Origin of the sequence: Bradyrhizobium sp. SRS-191, from assembly GCF_024586915.1 — a bacterium.
Lineage (GTDB): Bacteria > Pseudomonadota > Alphaproteobacteria > Rhizobiales > Xanthobacteraceae > Bradyrhizobium.
The window spans coordinates 1-23,157 of the sequence record NZ_JANBVS010000011.1; the positions used below are offsets into that span (position 1 = coordinate 1).

Below are 23,157 nucleotides of genomic sequence, written 5' to 3' on the forward strand. Positions count from 1 at the left end.
TTGACCGGCTGGACCTGTGGTGACTGCCGCCTGCTTTTTTGTCTAGCAGGCGGGCCATGGGTTGCGGCCAGCACCCGGCATTCCCTGCGCCCTCGACTTGAGAAGAGGGTGAAGACGAAATGGATAGCTCGGCGCAAACCGCGCGCGAGGATGACGAGGCGTGTCCGCTCATGAGACTGACTGGCCTCACCTCACACGCGGTCGTCATCCCCCGCGAAAGCGGGGATCCAGTACGCCGCGGCCCATCGAGGACTCACGACCGTCTCTGGAATACTGGATCGCCCGGTCAAGCCGGGCGACGACAGCGGAAGTTGGGGCGCGGGCACGGCATCGCGTTGTCTGCTGAGCGTCGCCTTCGATCAGCTCTCCGCGACCGCGGCGCCGCCTTTGTAGATCCGGTGATAACGGTGGCCGAGATTGGTCAGGACCTCGTAGCCGATGGTGCCGAAATGATGTGCGAGCTCGTCGACACTGATGCCTTCGCCAAGCAAAGTGGCGAAATGGCCGCGGCGGGCGGCCTTGGGCGGCAGGTCGGTGACATCGACGGCGATCAGGTCCATCGAGACGCGGCCCGCCACGGGGCAGCGCTGGCCGGCGATGATGACGTCGGCGCCGCGGGTGCCGTCGTTGGACGAGGCGGCGCGGAAGTAGCCGTCGGCATAGCCGGCGGAGAGGATCGCGATTTTGGTCGGCCGGCGCGCAGTCCAGGTGCCGCCATAGCCGACGGCATCGCCGCGCGCGAGGTCGCGCAGCTGCACGATGCGCGCCTTGATCTCGGCGACCGGCTGCATCGGATTGTCGGCCTCCGGCGTCGGATTGACGCCGTAGAGGGCAGCTCCGGGGCGCACCATGTCGAACTGGAAGGAGGCGCCGAGGAAGATGCCGGAGGACGCGGCGAGCGCCGCCGGCACACCGGTGAAGACGCTCGTGACCTCGCGGAAGGTGGCGAGCTGGCGCGCGTTCGCGGGGCTGTTGACCTGCTCGGCGGCGGCGAGATGGCTCATCACCAGCGTGATGCCGTGGTCGCCGGTCTGGATGCGCGGGATCATGCCCTGCGCGTCGAGCGGCGTCAGTCCGAGCCGGTTCATGCCGGTGTCGACATGGATGGCGGCGCCGCCCTTCCAGCCGGTCCGGCGGCAGAACATGTCCCATTCGGCGAGCTCGTTGAGATCGCCGATCACCGGCCGGCAGTTGATCGCGGCGTAGTCCTCGCCGGTGTTCTGGAAGAAACCGTCGAGGACGTAGAGCGCGGCCTGTTCGGGCAGGGCGCTGCGGGCGACCTTGGCCTCACCGAGCGTGGCGACGAAGAAGGTCTTGCAGCCTGCCGTGGCGAGCGTCCGCGCCACCTCCGGAATGCCGCAGCCATAGGCATTGGCCTTGATCACGCCGGCGCATTCGGCCGGCACCGCGGTCTTTTCCAGCTTGCGCCAGTTGGCGGCGAGCGCGTCGAGATCGATGGTCAGCACCCCGGTGGCGCCGGCCGGGACCGCATCGTCGGCCGCCGAGATGGAGGACTCGGCGGGTTTCTGTTCGGGAACACTCATGCGGCGCTTTTACGCGCCGCAGCGTTCGGGTTCAACCGCACACGGTCAATAGTCGTGATTCTGCTGCGGCGGCAGGCCGTCATGCGCGAGGTCGCCGAAGCGGGTGACCGAGGCGTCGAAGTGCAATTCGACCGTGCCGGTCGGACCGTGACGCTGCTTGCCGATGATCACCTCGGCCTTGCCGAGCGCCAGATCCATTTCCATCTGCCACTTCTGGTGCTCCTCGGTGCCGGGGCGCGGCTCCTTGGCGGCGAGGTAGTATTCGCCGCGATACACGAACAGCACGACGTCGGCGTCCTGCTCGATCGAGCCGGATTCGCGCAGGTCCGACAGCTGCGGCCGCTTGTCCTCGCGGTTTTCGACCTGGCGCGACAGCTGCGACAGCGCGATGATGGGAACGCTGAGCTCCTTGGCCAGCGCCTTCAGGCTGGTGGTGATCTCGGTGATTTCCTGCACGCGGTTGTCGTTTCCGCGCTTGCCGGAACCGGACAGCAGCTGGATGTAGTCGATCACCAGGAGGTCGAGGCCCTTCTGGCGTTTCAGGCGGCGGGCCCGCGCCATCACCTGCGCAATCGAGATGCCGCCGGTTTCGTCGACATAGAACGGCAGCGATTGCAGCTCGATCGAGCATTCGCGCAGCTTCTCGAAATCGGCCTCGGAGATGCCGCCGCGGCGGATCATGCTGGACGGAATGCCGGAGCGTTCGGCGATGATACGGGTGGCGAGCTGCTCGCCGCTCATTTCGCACGAGAAGAACCCGACCACGCCGCCCTGCGCGGCCCGATAGGTGCCGTCGGGCTGCAGTTCCGGAACGTAGGCCTGGGCGACGTTGTAGGCGATGTTGGTGGCGAGCGAGGTCTTGCCCATGCCGGGACGGCCGGCGAGGATGATCAAGTCGGAGTGCTGCAGGCCGCCCATCTTGGCGTCGAGGTCGCGCAGGCCGGTCGAGATGCCCGACAGCTTGCCGTCGCGCTGGAACGCTTTCGCGGCCATGTCGAGCGCGGTCGTCAGCGCCTGCGAGAATTTCTGGAAGCCGCCGTCATAGCGGCCGGATTCCGCGAGCTCATACAGCCTTCGCTCGGCGTCTTCGATCTGGTTGCGTGGGGCGAAGTCGACCGGCGCGTCATAGGCGACGTTGACCATGTCCTCGCCGATGCCGATCAGGTCGCGGCGCAACGACAGGTCATAGATGGTGCGGCCATAGTCCTGGGCGTTGATGATCGTCGTCGCTTCGGCCGCGAGCCGCGCCAGATATTGGCCGACGGTCATGCCGCCGAGGTCGACATCGGCCGGCAGGAACGTCTTCAAGGTCACGGGGGTCGCGACCTTGCCCATCCGGATCAGGCTGCCGGTGGTCTCGAAGATGGTCTGATGCAGCGGCTCGAAGAAATGCTTCGGCTCGAGGAAATCGGACACACGATAGAACGCGTCGTTGTTCACCAGGATCGCGCCGAGCAGACCCTGCTCCGCCTCGATGTTGTGAGGCGCGCTGCGATAGGCCGGGGTCGCGGCGTCCGCAGGAGCCAGCTTGAGTACGTTCGAATCGGTCAATGCCATGGATGGGTGTTTAGCAGCTTTGAAGGGGAGGGGATAAAGCGCCAGTCGCCGACGAAGCGGAAGCGAAAGCTGAGCGCAATTCACTGTCCGGTAAATCTGGTGGATGAATCCGGACTCGCCAGATGCCGCGCTTGACGGGAACGGGCGGACTCGACGTTACAGATGGAGAAGTGGAACCGAGGTGCAATCACGCGGCGAGATGCGGCGTGCGGACGCAAGATGATGATCGCGGGCAAGATCGTGTGAGATGGAAGAGGCCGGTGCGGGCAGGCGTGATGCGTCTGCCGTCCGGTCCGCGCGAGAGCTCAGACCAGCAGCAGATACAGAAGGGCCAGAAGCGAAGCGCCCACACCGGCGGCAATCAGCGCATAGTCGGTGCTGAAGTCGGTCTGAGGTTCCAACATGGCTGGGGCCGGGCTCTTGATCATGCCGGGACATTACGGCCGGGCTTTCCCGGGGTCTGTGAGCCAGTTCACAGATCGAACGATTTGTTCGAAAGTTTGAGACGGATCAGCGGAAATTCGTGTGGGAGGTGTTGGACGACACATCCGCATCTTTGGATAGACGCGAGGCATCGACGAACCGAACTCAGACTGCTCCTTGCACGAGATCGCAGCCCCGCACTCCGCTGTCGTCACGGGCTAGCCACGAGGCCGCGCCAGCGGCGTCGCGGCGCCGACCCGGGATCCATAACCCCAGCAAGATGTGGTGACGCACGCTGCCGGCCCGGATGTGTGCACCAACAGCCGCCTGTGGTTATGGGTCCCTGCGTTCGCACGGACGACGGCGGTGGTGGTCGAGGCACCTTGCGTCGTCGCAACTTGTCGGCTCTTTGCAAGCCTGCGCGTCAGCGCGGCCTGCTACTCACCCGCCATTCGCAGCGCCGGACGCGCGCCGCGTTCCAGCGCGCGCAGCCGCGCCTCCTCGCGGTGGATGTAGTCGCGGGTCATCGGGACGATGCCCTGGCGCTTCGTCAGCTGGATCTGGAAGTTCATCATGTTCTGCTGGCGGAAGCCCATTTCCGCCGCCGCCAGATAGAACTCCCACATCCGCGCGAAACGCTCGTCGTAGAGCTGCACGGCTTCCTCGCGGCGGGCCATGAAGCGCTCGCGCCAGGCTTTGAGGGTTTCGGCGTAATGCAGGCGCAGGATCTCGATGTCGCAGACCAGCAGCCCGGCGCGCTCGATCGCCGGCAGCACCTCCGACAGCGCCGGGATGTAGCCGCCGGGGAAGATGTATTTGGCGATCCACGGATTGGTGGAATCCGGCCCCTCCGAGCGTCCGATCGAATGCAGCACCATCACGCCGTTGTCGTCGAGCAGCTCGGCGCAGCGGCGGAAGAACGTATCGTAGAAGGCGGCGCCGACATGCTCGAACATGCCGACGGAGATGATGCGGTCGAAGGTGCCGGGCACGTCGCGGTAATCCTGCAGCAGGAAGCGCGCGGAAGCCGTCAGGTTTCGCTCCGCGGCGCGGGCATTGGCGACCTGCAGCTGCTCGGCCGACAAGGTCACGCCGGTGACGTCGGCCTCGTACATCCCAGCCAGATACAGCGCGAGCCCGCCCCAGCCGCAGCCGATGTCGAGAACGCGACGGCCGCGGTCGATCAGCAGCTTGGCGGCGAGATGCCGCTTCTTGGCAAGCTGGGCATCATCCAGCGTCGTATTCGGTGCGTCGAAATAGGCGCAGGAATATTGCCGGTCGGCATCGAGGAACAGCGAATAGAGCCGGCCGTCGAGATCGTAGTGATGCGCCACGTTCCGGCGCGCGCGGGCCTTGATGTTGAGCTGGCGCAGAGGCCGGATGAGATAGCGCAGCCACCATTGCGGCTTCGCCCAGTCGGGCATCACGGCCGGCTGGCTCATGACGATCGAGAGCAGATCCACGACCGAGCCCCGCTCGATCACGAACGTGCCGTCCATATAGGTTTCGCCGAGAGCGAGCTCGGGATTGGCCAGGAGCCGGCGCTCGGCCTGTCGGGTCACGAAGCGCGCCGCGACGGGGACGCCGGTCCCGTCTCCGCAGCTGAATGTTGCGCCGTCGGCGGTCGTGAAGTTGATCGACCCACGGCAGATGAAGCTTGCCAACAGAGTACGCAGCAAACGGTCCATTCCCATCACCCAACGAGCGACCCCCGTAAGATGCTGACTTGCCCGATCGTCGCACTCGACGATTTGAGAACCGATTGGTTCCCACTCCAATGTTACCTATGTTAGTTGGAAGGCATAGATCGTGCGCCGTCGATGGACACAATGCAGTTATCTCGGACGCATATTGAAGCTGGGACATCTCGGCGGTGGGACATCTGTGCGCTTTCATTCCCCCTCCGATCCGCTAAAAAGGCGGCGGCCACCGGACTTTAGCCGGTGTTCGGCGCAGCAAGGCCGGACGGGGCCTGGGATGACCGCGGGCGACAATTCGAACATCGCCGGTGGCGAGGGAAGCACGGCGACTGATATTGCGAACGGCGCCGTGTGGGGCAAAACCATAGGCTGGAGAATGAGAATGGTGGGCCGAGCGCTCAATTTGGCGGCGGTGGTTGCCGTGGTCTGCATGGGCCTGGCAGGGGCGGCCAGGACGCAGGAGAATCTGGACGCGGGGAAGTCCCCGTCTCAGATCTTCAACGGCACCTGCGCAGTCTGTCACAAATCGCCGCGCGGACTGGCCAAGACGGTGTCGGCGGGATCGCTGCCGGGATTTCTTCGCCAGCACTACACCACCAGCCCGGATATGGCCGGCGTGCTCGCCAACTACCTGATCTCCAATGGCGCAGCCGATGCGCGCTACATGGGCCATTCTGGCAAGGATGGCAGCAAGGACGGCAAGGAGACGCGCTCCGAGCGGCGCGCGCGGGCGACCGCGGCTGAGCCGTCCGAGGCGAAGCCGGCGGACGAGGCGGCGAGCCCGGCCGAGCCGCGCCGCCGCGGCCATCATTCGAAGCGCTCGGCACCGGCCGAGGCGAAGCCCGAAGCTGGCGCGGATCCGGCCGCTGCACCCGCCGATGGCGAGGGGGCTGCGCCCGCCAAGAAGGGCAAGCTCGGCAAGCGCAAGAAGCCGGCCCAGGACGGGGCTGCCGCGGATGAGCCTCGCAGCGAGCCGACCGGCGCGACCTCTCCGGCCGCCGTCCGCGATGATAACGCGGCGCGCAGCGAGCCGCCGCGGGTCGAGCCGGCCAGGTCGAGCGAGGCGGCGCCTGCGCTGCGGGCCGACCCGGTCCCGCCGGTGACGCCGGCGCCGGCAACCACCCAGTCGGTCCCGGCGGACCCCTCGGTGCCGTCGTCGCCATCGCGGTGAGAATAAAAAAAGCCCGGCTCGATGAGCCGGGCTTCGTTTTTGATGCGGTCCGATTACTGCGCGGCCGGTTCGGCAGCGCCCTCGTCCTGGGCCTCCGGATCGAAGAACTCGCCGGCGGCGGCGATGGCTTCGGCGGCAGCGTCGCGATCCTCCTGGCGGGTCGAGATGTCCTCGCCGCGCTTGATGCGCTCGGCCTCCTCGGCGCTGCGGGCCACCGTCACGCTCACCGAGGTCTCGACCTCCGGGTGGATCGCGATGGTGATCTTCTGCTGGCCGATGGTCTTGATCGGCGCATCGAGCCAGACCTGCGGACGGCTGACGGTGATGCCGTCGGCGGCCAGCGCGACGACGATGTCGCGCACCGAGACCGAGCCGAACAGCTGGCCGGATTCGGAAGCCTGGCGGATGATGATGATGTCGCGGCCGTCGATCTTCTCGGCGACCTTGGACGCCTCGCCCTTGGCCTTGATGTTGTTGGCCTCGAGCTCGGCCTTCATGCCCTCATACTTGGCCTTGTTCTCGGCCGTGGCCCGCAGCGCCTTCTTGCGCTTGAGCAGGAAGTTACGGGCGAACCCGTCCTTGACCTTCACGATCTCGCCCATCTGGCCGAGCTTGGCGACACGTTCCAGCAGAATGACTTCCATCGATGTTCTCCTTCAGGATGTTCGGAAGCGGTTGGTGTGAGGTTGAACTTTTACGGAACCGGCAGCGGCGGCGGCTGCCGCGGCCCGAACCGGTGGCGGAGGTCGAAGGCGGCGTCGGCGAGGCCGAGCGCGACCATGGCCAGTACGGGGAGCGGCCAGATGAAGGTCAGCATCAGCGCATAAGCGAGGCCGAGCCACAGCGGCCGCGTCCGCATCGGCAAGGTCAGCGTATGCAGCACCGCAAAGCCGGTGAGCGCATAGGCCGTCAGCAGCGCCGCAGCCGCGATCCGCGCCAGCAGGCCGACCAGGCCGTCGGGGAAGCAGAAGGCGATCACGGCAACCAGCGCCGGCAGCGTCATCAGCGGCAGCTTGGTCTCGCGCAGACGCGGCCAGGGACGCAGCAGCCGGCCGGAGATCGCGGCGATCTTGGCGGCGATCACGACGTTGAGCGTGAGAATGGTGGTCATGATCATCGCGACCATCAGCGGCGCCATGAAGACCAGCAGTTCGACGAGCCGGGGAACGTCGAGGCCCTCGGGCGCGCCGGTCCTGGCCAGTACGCGCTCGAGCAACCTCCGGAAGGACTGATTCGTGACGGACACGTCGGTGCCGAAGGCGAACGCGACGATCAGCGCGGCGATCACGGCGACCCACAGCAGGATATTGCCGGGCGGATACCATTCGACGGTGTCCTGACCGGACGGGGCCGTCACGGTCCGGCCGAGCAGGACCAGATGAGCCAGCCACCATGCGGGAAGGGCGACGGAGATGGCAAAGATCTCGGCGCGCGAAAAGCTGAAGGCGGCTAGAACGCAAGCCGTTGCGAAGAGGCCGCCGACCGCCGCACAGAGGCGGCCCCAGGCGATGCCGGCGACCATCAGCGGAACAGCAGCGAACAGGGCGAGGACGAGCGACAGCATCACGCCCGACACCGTCGAGGCGAACATGACGGCGGAGGCAGCGCCGGCCGCGAGCGCGATGAGAAGCGTTCCGATCATCAGCTGTCCCGCTCCCTTCGAGCGGTTAGAGGCGAAAAGGCCCCAACCATCGGCGACCGGACGACCCGGAAGCCTTATGAGAATTCAACAGAAGGAGCCGGCGGCACGAGGCCGCCGGTCTTGGGTCCGCGCTTAGCGGATCACGTAGGGCAGCAGGCCGAGGAAGCGGGCGCGCTTGATGGCACGGGCCAGCTCGCGCTGCTTCTTGGCGGACACCGCCGTGATGCGGCTCGGCACGATCTTGCCGCGCTCGGAGACGTAGCGCATCAGGAGCTTGGAGTCCTTGTAGTCGATCTTCGGCGCGTTCGGGCCCGTGAACGGGCAGGTCTTGCGGCGGCGGAAGAACGGGCGACGTGCGGGGGCTTCAGCCATTGATCTTACTCCTCGTCCGTCGTTTCTTCGTCACGGGGCCGGCGCGGGCCGCGATCGCCACGGAAGCCGCCGCCTTCGCGCTCGCCACGGAAACCACCGCCGCGGTCGTCGCGCTCACGGTCGCGATCGGCCTTGCGCATCATCGCCGACGGGCCTTCCTCGAGCTCCTCGACGCGGACGCTGAGATAACGGATCACGTCTTCGCTGATCCGCTCCTGGCGCTCGATCTCGGCGATCGCCGCGGACGGCGCGTCGATGTTGAGCAGCACGAAGTGCGCCTTGCGGTTCTTGTTCATGCGGTAGGTGAGGGAGCGAACGCCCCAATTTTCGGTCTTCATGACCTTACCGCCGAGACCCTCGACGATACCGGTCATCTGAGCCGTCAGTTCTTCCACCTGCTGGGTGCTCGCGTCCTGACGCGCGAGGAAAACATGCTCGTAAAGCGGCATGGCTGTCCTTTCCAAGTTGGCGCAAATCCCGGCGTCAAGCCCTTCGAGACCTTTTTGGAAAGGACTCGCAGACGTCAGCTCAGAAGGCGGGAACACGGGACGACGGGCCGACTGGCCCTGCCACATCAAAGTCGCCTGGACGCCCTGGAGAGGATACATCCCCAAGAACGAGCAAGCGGATTTGCTGGGACCGTCCGTTCAGCTCCCGGCTCGGGATCCACGGATGGCGCGCCTTATACCGATTTTGGGCCGCAAGGCAAGGGAAAGTGGTCGAAATGCGCCCGTCACGCGCTTGACATCACAGGCCCGGCCAGTGTCTTTCCGGCCAAAGTTACTCAATTCCAGGGATTTTGGAACGTTCAGGGAGCGGCCATGACGGCAGCATTCACTTTTCCGGGGCAGGGGTCCCAGGCCGTCGGCATGGGCAAGGCGCTCGCGGACGCGTTTCCGGCCGCCCGCGCGGTCTTTGATGAGGTCGACGCTGCGCTTGACGAGAAGCTGACGACCATCATCTGGGAAGGCCCCGCCGAGACCCTGCAGCTCACCGAAAATGCCCAGCCTGCTCTGATGGCAGTGTCGATGGCGACGTTGCGGGTCCTCGAGACCGAGGCCGGTTTTTCGGTCGGACGGGACGCCGCATTCGTCGCCGGCCACTCGCTAGGCGAATATTCGGCGCTGGCGGCCGCCGGCAGTCTGACGATTGCCGATACGGCCCGGCTGCTGCGGACGCGTGGTCTTGCCATGCAGAAGGCCGTTCCGGTCGGGGTCGGCGCGATGGCGGCGCTGCTCGGCATGGACTACGAGGCCGCGGTGGCTGTCGCCGAAGAGGCGGCCCAAGGCGAGGTCTGCCAGGCTGCCAACGACAACGGCGGTGGCCAGGTGGTGGTGTCCGGCAACAAGGCCGCTGTGGACCGCGCCGTCGAGATCGCCCGCGCCAAGGGCGCCAAGCGCGCGATGCTGCTGCCGGTCTCTGCGCCGTTCCATTGCCAGCTCATGCAGCCGGCGGCCGACGTGATGGCTGAGGCGCTGTCGAAAGTGACCATCAAGGCGCCGGCGTCGCCGTTGATCTCGAACGTGCTCGCCGCCCCGATCAGCGATCCCGACGAGATTCGCCGTCGCCTGGTCGAGCAGGTCACCGGCACGGTGCGCTGGCGCGAATCGATCGCCTATATGGCCGGCCAGGGCGTGACGCGCTTCTTCGAGATCGGCGCCGGCAAGGTGCTCAGCGGCCTGGTCAAGCGGATCGCGGATGGCGCGGTCGGCGTCGCCGTCGGCGGACCGGCGGACATTGCGGCCGCCAAGGATGCGCTGGCCGCGGCGAAAGCATCGTAAAGGGCCGCGTCAGCGGCAGTGAGGAGAGTTGAGATGTTCGATCTGAGTGGCAGGACCGCGCTGGTCACCGGCGCGACCGGCGGCATCGGCAACGCGATCGCCAAGGCCTTGCATGCCCAGGGCGCGACCGTTGCCGTGTCCGGTACCCGGCGCGAGGTGCTGGAGACTTTGGCAGGCGAACTGGGCAGCCGCGTCCATGTGCTGCCCTGCAACCTGTCGGATGCAGCCGAGGTCGAGGCGCTCGTACCGGCTGCGGAGCAGGCGATGGGTCAGGTCGACATTCTCGTCGCCAACGCCGGAATCACCCGTGACAACCTGTTCGTGCAGCTGCGGGACGAGGATTGGGACGAGGTCATCAAGGTCAACCTCACCGCCACCTTCCGTTTGTCGCGTGCCGCGACCAAGCTGATGATGCGCAAGCGCTTCGGCCGCATCATCGCGATCACCTCGATCGTCGGCGTGACCGGCAATCCAGGGCAGGGCAATTACACGGCGTCCAAAGCCGGCATCATTGGCATGATCAAGACGCTCGGCGCCGAGTATGCCAAGCGCGGCGTCACCGCCAACTGCATCGCACCCGGCTTCATCAAGACACCGATGACCGACGCGCTCAACGACAAGCAGCGCGAGAGCATCCTGGCCAAGGTGCCGGCGGCGCGATTGGGGACGCCCGAGGATATTGCTGCAGCTGCGGTGTATCTCGCCTCGAACGAGGCGGCCTACGTCACCGGGCAGACCATCCACGTCAACGGCGGCATGGCGATGATCTAGCCGCCTGCCGAGGCTCGGAATGCGGCGAAAAGACGTCGCAACCACCGCGCCGGGCCGTGTGGTCAATGATTCGCGTGTATGGTAACCGGGCGGCTGATGGGGGCACGAAGAACGCCATTGCAGGATTTCCAAACCCTGTATATTGGCGGGGCGAGCTGCCATCGTTCGCCGGGCCTCCGTCGGCTGGTGCTGCTGATCCGGGTTCCTGTTTGAGCGCTCTGGATCAAAGGCGTACCGGCCTCAAGGAGTGTGTGGATTGGAATTTGTGAGTGGCCCCGTTTCCGAAGTTTTCGGACCGCAAGTCGTCCGCCAAATTTCGGTAAAGGGGCGCTGCGGGGCAAATCTGGTTTTGCGCGATCGCGAAGGAAGTTTAACGGCCGGGGTGATGCGGATCATCCGGGGGTCGGGTCTTAAAGGAACAAGCACGAGGTTGAACGATGAGTGAGATTGGCGAGCGGGTTAAGAAGATCGTGGTCGAACACCTTGGTGTCGAGCCCGAGAAAGTGGTCGACAACGCGAGCTTCATTGACGACCTCGGTGCCGACAGCCTCGACACGGTCGAGCTCGTCATGGCCTTCGAGGAAGAGTTCGGTTGCGAGATTCCGGACGACGCCGCGGAGACGATCCTGACGGTCGGCGACGCCACCAAGTTCCTCGAGAAGAACGCCAAGAGCTGACGCTCCGGCGAGAGTTGCGCGAAACCGGCCGATCCGTCTTGTGCGGTCGACCGGTTTCTTGCTGTTGGCGGTGTTGTCGCGGTTGCCGCCGGCCGCCGGCTTACGACCAGCAAGCTCCGTCACGCGAGATTGTTGCTCGAAACAATGACCCGAGGTGCAGGTGAAGCCGCGAACTCATGGCCTGCGCGCAAGGTCTGGTCTGGAGAAACGGATATGAGGCGGGTTGTCGTCACGGGCCTTGGCATGGTTTCGCCGCTTGGCTGCGGGGTGGAAACGACCTGGCAGCGAATTCTCCAGGGCCAGAGCGGTGCGCGCGTGATCGAGTCGTTCGAGGTCTCCGATCTGCCCGCCAGGGTCGCCTGCCAGGTGCCGCGAGGCGACGGCACCGACGGTACCTTCAATGCCGATCAGTGGATGGAGCCGAAGGACCAGCGCAAGGTCGATGACTTCATCATCTTCGCCATGGCGGCGGCACGTCAGGCGCTCGACGACGCCAACTGGCATCCTGCGACCGAAGAAGACCGTTGCGCCACCGGGACGCTGATCGGCTCCGGCATCGGCGGCCTGTCGGGCATCGCCGACACCGCGATCCTGCTCAAGGAGCGCGGTCCGCGGAAGGTGTCGCCGTTCTTCATTCCCGGACGACTGATCAATCTCGCGTCGGGCTATGTCTCGATCGAGCACGGCCTCAAGGGCCCCAATCATTCCGTGGTCACCGCCTGCTCGACCGGCGCGCACGCGATCGGCGACGCCAGCCGGCTGATCGCGCTCGGCGATGCCGACGTGATGGTTGCGGGCGGAACCGAATCCCCGATCTGCCGAATCGGCATGGCCGGCTTCTGCGCGGCGCGCGCGCTCTCGACCGGCTTCAACGACACGCCGGAGCGGGCCTCGCGTCCCTACGACAAGGATCGCGACGGCTTCGTGATGGGTGAGGGCGCAGGTGTCGTCGTGCTCGAGGAGTATGAGCATGCCAAGGCGCGCGGTGCGCGCATCTATGCCGAAGTCGTTGGCTACGGTCTGTCGGGCGATGCCTATCACATCACCTCGCCGTCGCCGGATGGCGATGGTGGCTTCCGCAGCATGAGCGCGGCGTTGAAGCGGGCCGGCATCACGGCCGTCGACCTCGACTACATCAACGCGCACGGCACCTCGACGCAGGTCGGCGACGAGATCGAACTCGGCGCTGTCGAGCGCCTGCTCGGCAATGCCGCCTCGAAGATCTCGATGTCCTCGACCAAATCGTCGATCGGTCATCTGCTGGGGGCCGCCGGCGCCGTCGAAGCGATCTTCAGCATTCTCGCGATTCGGGATAACATCGCGCCGCCGACGATCAATCTGGAGAACCCGTCGGTGGAGACCGCGATCGACCTCGTCCCGCATAAGCCGCGTCAGCGCGAGATCAACGTGGCGCTGTCGAACTCGTTCGGTTTCGGCGGCACGAACGCGTCGGTGGTTCTGCGGCGCGTGGTGAACTAGTGAGGAAGGACGGACGGCCGCGTGGGCCTGTTGCCAGTTTGTCACGCGGATTTCCGACTGCAGCCACACTAGAACCCAACACTTCGCGTGTCTTTCGCGGGGCGGCCGAGCACCGCCGCGGTACGCGGATGTGCTCGGCGGCGATAGCAGGCGGAAACACCTTTTCGCCGTATTCGATGACGAATCGTTAGGGATGGGCGAGAACTGCGGGTCGGTTGCGTGGGGTGCGCGCGGCCACGACGAGAGCGACAGGACTGAAGGTTGCATCGATGAGTGAACGGCCGCCCATCTCGCCCCGTAGTCCGCGCGCAGCGCTGGAGCCCGAACGTGTGCCGCCACCGCCGCGTCGTTCCGAGCGCGCGCGCAATCCGTTCGTCGTGGTTGGCAACGCCATCATCACCTTGCTGATCCTCGCCATGATCGGCGCCGGTGCGGCCTACTATTACGGTCGGCAGATTCTCGAAACGCCGGGGCCGCTGCAGGACGACAAGATCGTCAACATCCCGCAGCGCGCCGGCAAGCGCGACATCGCCGACGTGCTGGCGCGCGAGGGTGTGATCGACGTCAATCCCTGGATCTTCATCGGCGGCGTCTACGCGCTGAAGGCAAGCTCCGACCTCAAGCCCGGCGAGTATGCGTTCCAGAAGAACGCCTCGTTGCGCGAAGTCATCGGCGTGATCGTCGAAGGCAAGGTCGTGCAGCATGGCGTCACGATTCCGGAAGGGCTCACCTCGGAGCAGATCGTCGCCCGCCTGTCGGACAACGAGATCTTCACCGGCAGCGTGCGCGAGATTCCGCGCGAGGGAACGCTGTTGCCCGAGACCTATAAGTTCCCGCGCGGCACCAGCCGCGATCAGGTCATCCAGCGCATGCAGCAGGCGCAGAAGCGCGTGCTCGCCGAGATCTGGGAACGCCGCAGCCCTGATCTTCCGGTGAAGTCGCCGGAGCAATTGGTCACGCTGGCTTCGATCGTCGAGAAGGAAACCGGCAAGCCCGACGAGCGCAGCCGTGTCGCCGCGGTGTTCGTGAACCGGCTGAGGCAGCGCATCAAGCTGCAGTCCGATCCGACCATCATCTACGGTCTGGTCGGCGGCAAGGGGACGCTCGGCCGGCCGATCAAGCGCAGCGAGATTACGCAGCCGTCGCCGTACAACACCTATGTGATCGAGGGCCTGCCGCCGGGGCCGATCTCCAATCCTGGCCGCGCCTCGCTGGAGGCGACCGCGAACCCGGCACGCACGCGCGATCTCTATTTCGTCGCCGACGGCACCGGTGGTCACGCCTTCACCGAGACCTACGATCTTCACCAGAAGAACGTTGCGAAGCTCAGGGCGATGGAGCGGCAGACCCAGAACGACACCATCGAGCCGGAGGAGGCGCCTCCAGCGGTGGCTGGCGGAGCGGCTGATCCGGCCGCCGCCGCGACGGCGCCGCGGGCGCCCGCCGGGGCCAAGAGACCGCCGGCGCCCCGTGCGTCCGGAGGTGCGGCGCCCGGCAATGGCGCGCGCCAGGGCGCGGCCCAGCCGAGCCCGCCGGTCGTTCAGCAATAATTTTCCACGCATGCCGGCCGCGCAGAACCGGGCTTAACATTTGCCCAAAAGGCCGTAAGGTTCGCGCACTTTTGGCGGGCGAGTCTGTCGTCCGCTTTGATCTGCCGGAGACATTGACGAAATGGCGCTGTCGAGCATGACCGGCTTTGCCCGTCACCACGGGGCAAGCGGTCCCTACTCGTTCGAGTGGGAGTTGAAGTCGGTCAACGCCAAGGGATTGGACGTTCGGGTGCGGCTGCCGCAGGGCTGGGACGAGGTCGAGGCCTTCGCCAAGAAGCGCGCCACGGACGTGCTGTCGCGCGGCACCGTCTACGCCAATCTCACCGTGAAGCGGATGGAGACGGGATCGACGGTCCGCATCAACGAGGACGTGCTGGCTGCCGTCGTGAAGGTGGCAAGCTCGCTGTCGGGCCGGATCGACGCAGTTGCGCCGAGCATCGACGGGTTGCTGTCGATCAAGGGCGTGATCGAGGTGGCCGAGCCCGAGACCGACGAGGCCGAGGACAAGGCCGCCCAGGAGGCGGCGATCGCGACATTCGAGACCGCGCTGAAGCAGCTCGTCGAGATGCGCCGGCGCGAAGGCGATACACTCGGCCGGATCCTCAATCAGCGCGTCGACGAGATCGAGGCGCTGGCGAAGCGGGCGGAGGCCTCGCCGGGTCGTAAGCCGGAGGCCATCAAGGCGCGCCTCGCGGAGCAGGTCGCAGCCTTGCTCGACACCTCCGACCGCTTCGATCCCGATCGCCTGGCGCAGGAGGCGCTGCTGATTGCCGCCAAGGCCGATGTCCGCGAGGAGCTCGATCGGATTGCCTCGCATATCGCGCAGGCGCGCGAGATGCTCGGCAAGGGCGGGCCTGTCGGCCGCCGGCTCGACTTCCTCGCCCAGGAATTCCACCGCGAGGTCAACACCACCTGCTCGAAGTCGAACGATATCGAGCTGACGAATATCGGCCTCGAGCTGAAGACCGTGGTCGAGCAGTTTCGCGAACAGGTTCAGAATCTGGAGTGATCCATGGCGGCTCACGACGGAAGCTTCGATGGGGTTGAGCGGCGCGGCCTGATGTTCGTGCTGTCGTCGCCCTCTGGCGCGGGCAAGACGACGCTGTCGCGCCTGCTGATCGAGCGCATGACGGGTTTGCGGATGTCGGTGTCGGCGACCACGCGGCCGATGCGGCCGGGCGAGGTCGATGGTCGCGACTATCACTTCGTCGATCGCGGGCGCTTCGAGGACATGGTCAAGCGCAACGAGCTGCTGGAATGGGCGACCGTGTTCGACAATCGCTACGGCACGCCGCGCGGGCCGGTGGAAGCCGCGCTCTCGGCCGGCCAGGACGTGCTGTTCGACATCGACTGGCAGGGCACGCAGCAGCTGCGCGAGAAGGCGCGCCAGGACGTCGTCAGCGTCTTCATCCTGCCGCCGTCGGCGGCCGATCTCGAGAAGCGGCTGCATACGCGCGCGCAGGATTCCCATGAGGTCATCCGCGGCCGCATGAGCCGCGCCAGCCATGAGATGAGCCACTGGGCCGAGTACGACTACATCGTCATCAACCGCAACGTCGATGATGCGTTTGCCGAGGTGCAGTCGATCCTCAAGGCCGAACGGTTGAAGCGCGAGCGCCGCACGGGACTGACGACGTTCGTGCGCGAGCTGCAGAGTCAGCTCGAGAGCTGACGCGTCCTACGCGCGCCGGCCAAGACGCGCCAGGATGTCCTGGATCCCGTCGAGCGACTCGTCCTGCTGAATATTGCGCGGCCGCGGCCGCAGTGCCGGCGGTCGCGGAATGAAATCGAGCGGCGGTGTCGCCGGATCTTCGACCGGCGCCGGGGCGAATGGCGGCCGCTGCTGCGGAGCCCGCTGGGGCCGCTGCTGGGGGCGCTCGACGGCCGCCGGGGGCGCTGCCGGCGGAATCGAGGACCGCGACTCCAGCAGACTCATCAGTTGCGCGGCGGGATCGTCATGCAGGCGCGCCACGTTGTGCTGAGCTTGGAGCGCGAACTCCTCGGGCTCTTCTTCATGAGGCGGCTGCTCCGGCTCCAGTTCGTCTTCCGGCAATGAGAAGCGCGACTGCAGCAGGTTGATCAGCGCCGCTGCGGGATCGTCGAGGTCGTCCTCCTCGGCGGTCGCACGGCTCTCTTCCGGCATGGCGGCCGGTTCACCCGCGGCCATGTGATCATCCGCCTGGAACGCCGGTTGCCGCGCTGCATGGGCTCGCAGCGTCTCGATCAGCGCGGCCGCTGGATCGGCGGAGACGGCTGCTTGCGCAGGGGCTGCGGCCACTTGTTCAGCCATCGCGGGATCGGGCTGGGCGGCCTGCTGGCCGCTGCGCAACCGGTGCATCATCTGCTGCGCGGACGGGGCGGGCGGAGGTGCGGCAGCCTCCACCATGGGCCGCGAAGCGGCTTCGGCAGGACCGGGGGCTGCGAGCGGCGCCTCGCCGGTCTCGGCGGCGGGCTGCGCGTTGCGCCGCTTGGCCGCGCGCGACACCAGCAGCGCGGCGATGACTTTGGCGGCGTCGAGCGGCGCGGCGCCAGCGGACGGTGATGCGGCTTCCCCCGCCCGGGCCTTGCGCAAGGCCGTCACGATTTCGCTGACATCAACCGGCGCGGGCGGCTCAGCGGCCGCGGCAGGCTGGACCGGTTGAGGCTGTGGAGCGGCCGGAGATGACGGTGGAGCGACGAATGCCGGAGCTGACGGAGCGGTCCGCTGCGCGGGCCTGGTCTCACTCGCGGTCGGCTCGCTCCAGGCAACATGACCAGGCGAAGCCGGCGGTGCGACGGCATTGGTCGGGGCCGCAGCCATCCGCGCCTTTGCCGCAGCAGCCTGGGCCAATGCCATCTGTGCGGCGGCGATCTGGGCCGCAGCGGTCTGCGCCTGCTGGGCCTGGGAAGCGGCGGGCATCGGCGCCAGAGATGGCTGGGCGGCCGGCGTCGCGACCTGGCCGCGACCTGCAGGTGCAGACCGTCGTGCCGCGGCGTGCTCTGCAAGCTGATCGGCCGCCTGCCACACGGCGTCCGTGTTTTGCGGCCGCTGCATGTCCGAGGCGGCGTCGAGCTCACGTCGCCGCGCCGAGACCGCCTGGTGATGGCCGTGCTGATGCGCGGGGCCCGGATGGTATCCGCGAGGCTCGATCTGCTCCGGCTGCGAAGACGCCAGCCGCGCGCTGGCGAGATCGAGCGCAGAAGCCGGCTGTGCACCGCGGCTGTTGCCGGCGTGAGATGGTGCGGCTGGCATGCCGCCACGATCGGCGCGCGAGCCCGCGGTCGGCGCCTTGGTCCGCGGCTTCATGCGGGAGCGTTGGGGGCGCGCCGCCTCCGCGTGCCAGCTTCGGCTGCCGCGCCGACGTCGTCCCATGCGGCTGAGCCGGTAGAGCGCGCTGGCGAGCAGCCCCGAAATCGCGAGAGCGCCGATCACCACCAGCATCAGTATGTGGATCGGAGCTTCCGGCTTGGCCGTCTTCGAAACATTGGCGGCCTGGCCGTCGGCCGCCGGCGTGGCGTTGGCCATGTCGGCATCGCCGTCGTCGGCCATGGCGGCCGGCGTCGAATCTCCGCTGGCCGCCTCAGCCTGCTGTGGCGGCGGCGCCGAGGGCCAGGGCGAGGCGCTATCGAGGCCGCGCGGCAGGCTGGCGTCCGAGGCCGTCAAGGTCGTCGGCGTGATCGCGACGTTCTGTGGTTTCGGCGTGCCTCTGACGGCGAGGTCGGTGCGCAGGCGGGGCTGCGGCGATTCTGCCAGGGCGTCGGCAGGCGCGCGGGGGGCTGGTCCGTCGGTCCGGCGCGTCGTGAGCTTCGGTGGAGCCGGCTGAGCGAAATCCCATGGCGCCGGCTGCTGCGCCGGCCGCGCCAACGCCGCGGTGTTGCTGCCGTTGGCATCCTTCAGATACCAACAACGCCGGTTGGTGCCGCGATCGAAACGATAGTACCAGCGCTGCGCATCGGACTTCTCTCCCGTCGGCTCGGTGAGACACTCCTCTGCTGCGACGACAACACGCGGCAGCACGACCACGACCGTCCCGATGACGCCAACGGCAATGGCAAATGCAACTCCTGCCGTTCGGCCTGCCATTGACGACTCCGGATACGCTTACGCAACGGCGCGTTCTCGGAGACAAGTTGGGTGGCAATGAGCCGCAATTCCGGATTAATTCTGGCTCGGTTGTTTCGTCGTCGAGTGCGGCATTTTCCCCACAAGAGATTGCGCTGCGCGTGACGAATTCGGCCGCGATCTCGCGCCAAAGCGGTCACATCGGTGAAGATCGCCGGCGCAATTCAGCCGTGGCGATCGCATGCCGGGCCCGACAACCGCAGCGTTTGTGGACAAATGATCGTCGACGAGAGCCGATGGGAAACGCGCCGTCGTTCTCTGATCGAACGCTCCGCGGAGCGGCAGATCGTCAGCGGGCGGCGATGCGCCGAGTACCACCGCCCGCTAATGCGACTTATTAGTTGGTCAGGACGACGCGTCCGACGACATGACCGGCGCGCAGCGCGTCGATCCACTTCTGCACGTCGGCCATCGGCTCCTCGCGCATCGGCGGCGGCTTGATCTTGCCGGCGCGCGCCAGCGTCATCAGCTCATGGCCTTCGGCGAGCGTGCCGACCATGAAGCCCTCGATGGTCATGCGCTTGTACACCCATTGCACCATCGGCAGGGTGAACTGGCCGCCCATCAGTCCGGAGACGACGATCTTGCCGCCGCGGGCGACGACGGCGACCGCGAACGCCATCGACTTCTCATTGCCGGCGAAGTCGACGACCTCGTCGAAGCCGCCCTCGGTCTCCTTCAGAATGCGCTTGATCACATCAGGCTCGGCCGGATCGTAGGCCGTCGTCGCGCCGTTCTGCAGTGCCGTGTCGCGCGCGGCGGCGGAGAGATCGGCTACCGAGATCGGCTGCTTGAACATGGCCTGCGCGAACGACAGGCCCATCATGCCGACACCGCCGAGACCGATCAGCAGCAGGTTGCGCTGGCGCGGCCGGTCGACGAGACGCTTCAGCGCGCCATAGGCCGTGACGCCCGAGCACATCAAGGTCGCCGCCTGGTTCACCGGCAGCGGATCATATTCGAGCAGGTATTTCGCGTCGGGCACCAGCACGTGGGTGGCAAAGCCGCCGTCGATCGAGACGCCGAGGAAGCGCTGCTTGGCGCACAGATTCTCGTCGCCATTGGCGCAGTCGCGGCACTGGCCGCAGCCGATCCATGGAAATACCGCGCGGCGGGCGCCGATCAACTCCTTCGGCACCTCCGGTCCGACGTCGTCGACGACACCGGCGATCTCGTGCCCCAGCGTGAACGGCAGCGTCATGCCGCGCGTGGTGTCCAGGCGCTTGCCATTGCCGAGATCGGCGTAGCCGTCCTGGATGTGCAGGTCGGAGTGGCACAGGCCGCAGCGCTCGATGCGGACCAGAACTTCGCGGCCCTGCGGTTTCGGAGTTTCGACGATCGTCTCGCACAGCGGTGCATCGAATTTGACGAGCGACTGACGACGCATCAGCGCCATGATGAATCTCCCTGAAATGCTTGTTGTTAGGTCTTGTTATCGTTGCGACTATTGGTCAATTCGCGCGCCATGGCAACAAAGCCGGAGACCGGGATGGTCTCGGCGCGGCGGGTCGGATCGATGCCGGCGGCGGCGGCAAGGCGCGCGGGATCCGCGGGCAGCGACTTCAGGCTCTGCCGCAGCATCTTGCGGCGCTGACCGAAGGCGGCAGCGGCCACCTGCTCGAGCGCACGGCGGTCGCACGGCTCGGGCTCCGGGCGCGGCACCAGCCGCACGACTGACGACGTGACTTTCGGCGGCGGCACGAAAGCCGACGGCGAGATGTCGAACAGGATCTTGGTCTCGCAGCGCCAGTTGGCGAGCACGCCGAGCCGGCCATAGGCCTCGTCGTTCTCGGTGGCGACGATGCGCTCGGCGACCTCGCGCTGAAACATCAGCACCATCATGTCGTACCACGGCGGCCACGGCTCGGCGGAGAGCCAGCCGATCAACAGATGCGTCGCGATGTTGTAGGGCAGGTTGGCGACGATCTTGGCTTTGGTGCTGCCGAGATACGGCCGGACATCGAAGGTGCGGGCGTCGGTGCAGATGATCTCGAGGCGCCCGGGATAGCGCGCCGCGATCGCCTGCAGCGCGGGGATGGCGCGCTCGTCATGCTCGACGGCGATCACATGACGCGCGCCGAGCGCGAGCAAAGCGCGCGTCAGGCCGCCCGGACCCGGGCCGATCTCGACCACGGTGGCATCCTCGAGCGGACCGGCCGCCCGCGCGATTCTTGCCGTGAGATTGAGATCGAGCAGGAAGTTCTGACCGAGCGCCTTGCGCGCCGACAACTGGTGCTCGCGGATGACCTCGCGCAGTGGCGGGAGGTCGTCGATCGCGCTCATGACGATTGGCTGGCCATGCGCGCGGCAAGCTGCAGGGCGGCGATCAGGCTCGCCGGATTGGCGGTGCCCTTGCCGGCGATGCCGAATGCCGTGCCGTGGTCCGGCGAGGTGCGGATGAACGGCAGGCCGAGCGTGACGTTGACGCCCTCGTCGAAAGCCAGCGTCTTGATCGGGATCAGCGCCTGGTCGTGATACATGCAGACGGCGCAATCATAGGTCTTGCGGGCGGCCGCGTGAAACATCGTGTCGGCGGGCAGCGGCCCCTGCACGTCGAGGCCGGCGTTGCGCAAGGTCGCGATCGCAGGCGCGATGATCGTGTCTTCCTCGGTGCCGAGCGTGCCGTCTTCGCCGGCATGCGGATTGAGGCCGGACATCGCGATGCGCGGCCGTGACACCCCGAAATAACGCCGCAGGCTGGCGGCGACGATGCGCGTGGTCGAGGTGATCAGCGGGCTCGTGAGATGCTCGATCGCATCGCGCAGGGCGACATGGATGGTCACCGGCACCACCGCAAGGTCAGGCGACCACAACATCATCACCGGTTGCGGAACGGCTCCGCCGTCGGCGGCGAGCTCGGCGAGAAATTCGGTATGGCCGGGATGGGAGAAGCCGGCGCGATAGAGCACGGCCTTGGCGATTGGATTGGTCACGACGGCCGCGGCGCGTCCGGCCTGGACGTCGGCAACGGCGTGCCGGATCGAACCGATGGCCGCGTCTGCACTGGTGGCGTCGGGCCGGCCGGGCAGGGCCGTGACACGATGCCCGGTGGCGACCACGGGCAGGGCGCCCGCGAAGGCCTGCGATGCCTCCTCAGGGCGCACCTCGGCCACCTGGACCTGCAGGTCGAGGAGCTTGGCCCGCTGCGCCAGAAACGCGGGATCGCCGAGCACATAGAAGGCGGGAAGTCCAAGTGCGCTCCGGCGCAGCCAGGCCTGCAAGGTGATATCGGGGCCGATACCTGCCGGTTCCCCCAAGGTCAGCGCGAGCGGCTTCGTCATCGGCGATATTCGATCATCGCCGCCTTGCGGACTTCCTGCAGATAGGCCTTCGACGTCGCCTCGTACTTCTTGGCGTACATCTGTTCCTTGATCTCGCGCTTCTTCGGCGTGTCGATCGTGGTCGGCGTGCGCGAGCAGAGGGCAACCATCTGGATGCCCTGCTTGGTCGATTCCGGCGGCGTCAGGTGACCGATCGGAGTATCGTCCAAAAGCTTGCGCAGATTGGGCGGGATGTCCGCGGAGGTCTTGACCACGATCTCCTTGATGACGGCGTTCGCCGTCGTCTTGAAGATGGTGTTGGCGTCGGCGCAGCTCTGCACGCGCGCACGCAGAGCCTCGGCTTCCTTTTGGCGGATTTCCATCGCGCCCTGGTTGGAGGAGTTCGCGACGATCAGAACCACCGGCTGCATCTTGTATTCGAACGCCTGACCCTGCTGGTCATTGTCGCCGCCGGCAGCGCTGACGGCTGCCGCCACCTCCTTGTCGGAGACGATCAGGCGCTCCTTGTAGCGGCCGCGTACGAGGCTGGTCCAGACGATCTCGGCCCTGATGCGAGCCTTGAGCGTGTCAGGCCGTACGCCCTGGCTCTCGAGCGTTTTGGTGAGCTGCTCGGCGTTGACACGCATGCGCGAGCCCATGCCGGCATAGGACTGGTCGATGTCGGCGGAGGTCGGCTCGACGCCGAACTTCTTGCCTTCCTTGATCTTCACCTTGTCGTCGATCAGCTCGTTGATGATCTCCTGGCGAGACTGCTGCTTGCGGGTGCTCAGGAAGTTCAGCTTGGTGCGCTGTTCGATGTCGTAATCGGTGATCGGATCGCCGTTCACCATCACGACGATGCTCTGGGCGTGAACGGATGTCATACCAGAGCCCCAGACCAGCGCGGCAAGCGCGCAGAGGGCCAGGGTTTGAAGGCGAGGAAGGAACGCAGTCGTCATGACTCAGCTTCGCTGTTGGCAATGATTCCGATTGGGAGCGGCGCCATGGATCCCCTTCGCGCGGCTGAGACAGTCACTGTCCCAGACCAGGGCTCCGAGACCATAGCCACGAGACCGTGGCTCCCAGACCACGGCTTACCACCCCATGAGCAGAAACGCATGACCATAA

General features: G+C 66.5%; 20 protein-coding genes. 8 read left to right on the forward strand and 12 right to left on the reverse strand.

All coding sequences use genetic code 11. From position 1 onward, the window contains the following. Positions 1-359: 359 nt before the first annotated feature. The 3 genes from alr to NLR35_RS19930 form a co-directional block, all read right to left on the reverse strand. A complete protein-coding gene (alr, locus tag NLR35_RS19920; protein ID WP_257168232.1) occupies positions 360-1,544 on the reverse strand; it encodes an alanine racemase in 1,185 nt (394 codons plus the stop codon). 45 nt (positions 1,545-1,589) lie between these two features. After that, a complete protein-coding gene (locus tag NLR35_RS19925; protein WP_257168233.1) occupies positions 1,590-3,101 on the reverse strand; it encodes a replicative DNA helicase in 1,512 nt (503 codons plus the stop codon). Positions 3,102-3,961: 860 nt separating this feature from the next. After that, the gene (locus NLR35_RS19930) at positions 3,962-5,212 is read right to left on the reverse strand and encodes a cyclopropane-fatty-acyl-phospholipid synthase family protein (RefSeq protein ID WP_257168234.1); all 1,251 of its coding nucleotides are present in this window, start codon (positions 5,210-5,212) and stop codon (positions 3,962-3,964) included. A gap of 394 nt (positions 5,213-5,606) precedes the next feature. Here NLR35_RS19930 and NLR35_RS19935 point away from each other — a divergent pair, with 394 nt between their 5' ends. After that, positions 5,607-6,395, forward strand: a complete 789-nt coding sequence (locus NLR35_RS19935) for a hypothetical protein (protein WP_257168235.1) — start codon at positions 5,607-5,609, stop codon at positions 6,393-6,395. Between the two features lie 53 nt (positions 6,396-6,448). Here the strand turns inward: NLR35_RS19935 and rplI are convergent, their stop codons facing one another. The 4 genes from rplI to rpsF all read right to left on the reverse strand — a co-directional run bounded on the left by rplI (position 6,449) and on the right by rpsF (position 8,858). After that, the gene (rplI, locus tag NLR35_RS19940; RefSeq protein WP_257168236.1) at positions 6,449-7,039 is read right to left on the reverse strand and encodes a 50S ribosomal protein L9; all 591 of its coding nucleotides are present in this window, start codon (positions 7,037-7,039) and stop codon (positions 6,449-6,451) included. A gap of 50 nt (positions 7,040-7,089) precedes the next feature. After that, the gene (locus NLR35_RS19945) at positions 7,090-8,037 is read right to left on the reverse strand and encodes a hypothetical protein (RefSeq protein ID WP_257168237.1); all 948 of its coding nucleotides are present in this window, start codon (positions 8,035-8,037) and stop codon (positions 7,090-7,092) included. Between the two features lie 132 nt (positions 8,038-8,169). After that, the gene (gene rpsR / locus NLR35_RS19950) at positions 8,170-8,409 is read right to left on the reverse strand and encodes a 30S ribosomal protein S18 (RefSeq protein ID WP_006610961.1); all 240 of its coding nucleotides are present in this window, start codon (positions 8,407-8,409) and stop codon (positions 8,170-8,172) included. 5 nt (positions 8,410-8,414) lie between these two features. Continuing rightward, entirely contained in the window at positions 8,415-8,858 is a 444-nt protein-coding gene (gene rpsF, locus NLR35_RS19955; RefSeq protein ID WP_257168238.1) for a 30S ribosomal protein S6, read from the reverse strand. A gap of 372 nt (positions 8,859-9,230) precedes the next feature. Between rpsF and fabD the strand changes: the two genes are divergently transcribed. From fabD to gmk, 7 genes are all read left to right on the forward strand, one after another. Beyond that, positions 9,231-10,190: an ACP S-malonyltransferase gene (gene fabD / locus NLR35_RS19960; protein WP_257168239.1), complete on the forward strand. Its 960-nt coding sequence runs from the start codon at positions 9,231-9,233 to the stop codon at positions 10,188-10,190. Positions 10,191-10,223: 33 nt separating this feature from the next. After that, positions 10,224-10,961 carry a 3-oxoacyl-[acyl-carrier-protein] reductase gene (gene fabG / locus NLR35_RS19965; RefSeq protein ID WP_006610958.1) on the forward strand — a complete coding sequence of 246 codons (738 nt, stop codon included), beginning with the start codon at positions 10,224-10,226 and terminating at the stop codon, positions 10,959-10,961. Between the two features lie 437 nt (positions 10,962-11,398). Further along, the gene (locus NLR35_RS19970) at positions 11,399-11,638 is read left to right on the forward strand and encodes an acyl carrier protein (RefSeq protein ID WP_006610957.1); all 240 of its coding nucleotides are present in this window, start codon (positions 11,399-11,401) and stop codon (positions 11,636-11,638) included. A 213-nt stretch (positions 11,639-11,851) separates the two neighbouring features. Continuing rightward, positions 11,852-13,117, forward strand: a complete 1,266-nt coding sequence (gene fabF / locus NLR35_RS19975; RefSeq protein ID WP_257168240.1) for a beta-ketoacyl-ACP synthase II — start codon at positions 11,852-11,854, stop codon at positions 13,115-13,117. 269 nt (positions 13,118-13,386) lie between these two features. After that, a complete protein-coding gene (mltG, locus tag NLR35_RS19980; RefSeq protein WP_257168241.1) occupies positions 13,387-14,667 on the forward strand; it encodes an endolytic transglycosylase MltG in 1,281 nt (426 codons plus the stop codon). Between the two features lie 121 nt (positions 14,668-14,788). Beyond that, positions 14,789-15,676, forward strand: coding sequence for a YicC/YloC family endoribonuclease (locus NLR35_RS19985; protein WP_257168242.1), 888 nt, complete (start codon positions 14,789-14,791; stop codon positions 15,674-15,676). 3 nt (positions 15,677-15,679) lie between these two features. Next, on the forward strand, positions 15,680-16,339 hold the full coding sequence (gene gmk, locus NLR35_RS19990) for a guanylate kinase (RefSeq protein ID WP_257168243.1): 660 nt from the start codon (positions 15,680-15,682) through the stop codon (positions 16,337-16,339). Between the two features lie 6 nt (positions 16,340-16,345). Here the strand turns inward: gmk and NLR35_RS19995 are convergent, their stop codons facing one another. From NLR35_RS19995 to NLR35_RS20015, 5 genes are all read right to left on the reverse strand, one after another. After that, positions 16,346-18,730, reverse strand: a complete 2,385-nt coding sequence (locus tag NLR35_RS19995) for a hypothetical protein (protein WP_257168244.1) — start codon at positions 18,728-18,730, stop codon at positions 16,346-16,348. 376 nt (positions 18,731-19,106) lie between these two features. Continuing rightward, on the reverse strand, positions 19,107-20,165 hold the full coding sequence (locus NLR35_RS20000) for an alcohol dehydrogenase (protein ID WP_257168245.1): 1,059 nt from the start codon (positions 20,163-20,165) through the stop codon (positions 19,107-19,109). A 26-nt stretch (positions 20,166-20,191) separates the two neighbouring features. Continuing rightward, positions 20,192-21,052: a 16S rRNA (adenine(1518)-N(6)/adenine(1519)-N(6))-dimethyltransferase RsmA gene (rsmA, locus tag NLR35_RS20005; RefSeq protein WP_257168246.1), complete on the reverse strand. Its 861-nt coding sequence runs from the start codon at positions 21,050-21,052 to the stop codon at positions 20,192-20,194. Continuing rightward, a complete protein-coding gene (pdxA, locus tag NLR35_RS20010) occupies positions 21,049-22,050 on the reverse strand; it encodes a 4-hydroxythreonine-4-phosphate dehydrogenase PdxA (RefSeq protein ID WP_257168247.1) in 1,002 nt (333 codons plus the stop codon). The genes rsmA and pdxA overlap by 4 nt, the downstream gene beginning before the upstream one ends. Continuing rightward, complete coding sequence (locus NLR35_RS20015) at positions 22,047-22,988, reverse strand: SurA N-terminal domain-containing protein (protein ID WP_257168248.1); 942 nt, start codon at positions 22,986-22,988, stop codon at positions 22,047-22,049. Before NLR35_RS20015 ends, pdxA begins: the two co-directional genes overlap by 4 nt. Positions 22,989-23,157: the final 169 nt, after the last annotated feature.

Excerpts from the sequence above, each read along its gene's own strand:
- NLR35_RS19970 (WP_006610957.1), top strand. The coding sequence starts at position 11,399 with ATGAGTGAGATTGGCGAGCGGGTTAAGAAGATCGTGGTCGAACACCTT.
- NLR35_RS20000 (WP_257168245.1), bottom strand. The coding sequence starts at position 20,165 with ATGGCGCTGATGCGTCGTCAGTCGCTCGTCAAATTCGATGCACCGCTG.
- NLR35_RS19930 (WP_257168234.1), bottom strand. The coding sequence starts at position 5,212 with ATGGACCGTTTGCTGCGTACTCTGTTGGCAAGCTTCATCTGCCGTGGG.
- rpsR (WP_006610961.1), bottom strand. The coding sequence starts at position 8,409 with ATGGCTGAAGCCCCCGCACGTCGCCCGTTCTTCCGCCGCCGCAAGACC.
- rplI (WP_257168236.1), bottom strand. The coding sequence starts at position 7,039 with ATGGAAGTCATTCTGCTGGAACGTGTCGCCAAGCTCGGCCAGATGGGC.
- fabD (WP_257168239.1), top strand. The coding sequence starts at position 9,231 with ATGACGGCAGCATTCACTTTTCCGGGGCAGGGGTCCCAGGCCGTCGGC.
- rsmA (WP_257168246.1), bottom strand. The coding sequence starts at position 21,052 with ATGAGCGCGATCGACGACCTCCCGCCACTGCGCGAGGTCATCCGCGAG.
- pdxA (WP_257168247.1), bottom strand. The coding sequence starts at position 22,050 with ATGACGAAGCCGCTCGCGCTGACCTTGGGGGAACCGGCAGGTATCGGC.
- alr (WP_257168232.1), bottom strand. The coding sequence starts at position 1,544 with ATGAGTGTTCCCGAACAGAAACCCGCCGAGTCCTCCATCTCGGCGGCC.
- mltG (WP_257168241.1), top strand. The coding sequence starts at position 13,387 with ATGAGTGAACGGCCGCCCATCTCGCCCCGTAGTCCGCGCGCAGCGCTG.
- NLR35_RS19985 (WP_257168242.1), top strand. The coding sequence starts at position 14,789 with ATGGCGCTGTCGAGCATGACCGGCTTTGCCCGTCACCACGGGGCAAGC.
- gmk (WP_257168243.1), top strand. The coding sequence starts at position 15,680 with ATGGCGGCTCACGACGGAAGCTTCGATGGGGTTGAGCGGCGCGGCCTG.
- fabG (WP_006610958.1), top strand. The coding sequence starts at position 10,224 with ATGTTCGATCTGAGTGGCAGGACCGCGCTGGTCACCGGCGCGACCGGC.
- NLR35_RS19945 (WP_257168237.1), bottom strand. The coding sequence starts at position 8,037 with ATGATCGGAACGCTTCTCATCGCGCTCGCGGCCGGCGCTGCCTCCGCC.
- NLR35_RS19925 (WP_257168233.1), bottom strand. The coding sequence starts at position 3,101 with ATGGCATTGACCGATTCGAACGTACTCAAGCTGGCTCCTGCGGACGCC.
- NLR35_RS19935 (WP_257168235.1), top strand. The coding sequence starts at position 5,607 with ATGGTGGGCCGAGCGCTCAATTTGGCGGCGGTGGTTGCCGTGGTCTGC.
- NLR35_RS20015 (WP_257168248.1), bottom strand. The coding sequence starts at position 22,988 with ATGACGACTGCGTTCCTTCCTCGCCTTCAAACCCTGGCCCTCTGCGCG.
- fabF (WP_257168240.1), top strand. The coding sequence starts at position 11,852 with ATGAGGCGGGTTGTCGTCACGGGCCTTGGCATGGTTTCGCCGCTTGGC.
- NLR35_RS19995 (WP_257168244.1), bottom strand. The coding sequence starts at position 18,730 with ATGGCAGGCCGAACGGCAGGAGTTGCATTTGCCATTGCCGTTGGCGTC.
- rpsF (WP_257168238.1), bottom strand. The coding sequence starts at position 8,858 with ATGCCGCTTTACGAGCATGTTTTCCTCGCGCGTCAGGACGCGAGCACC.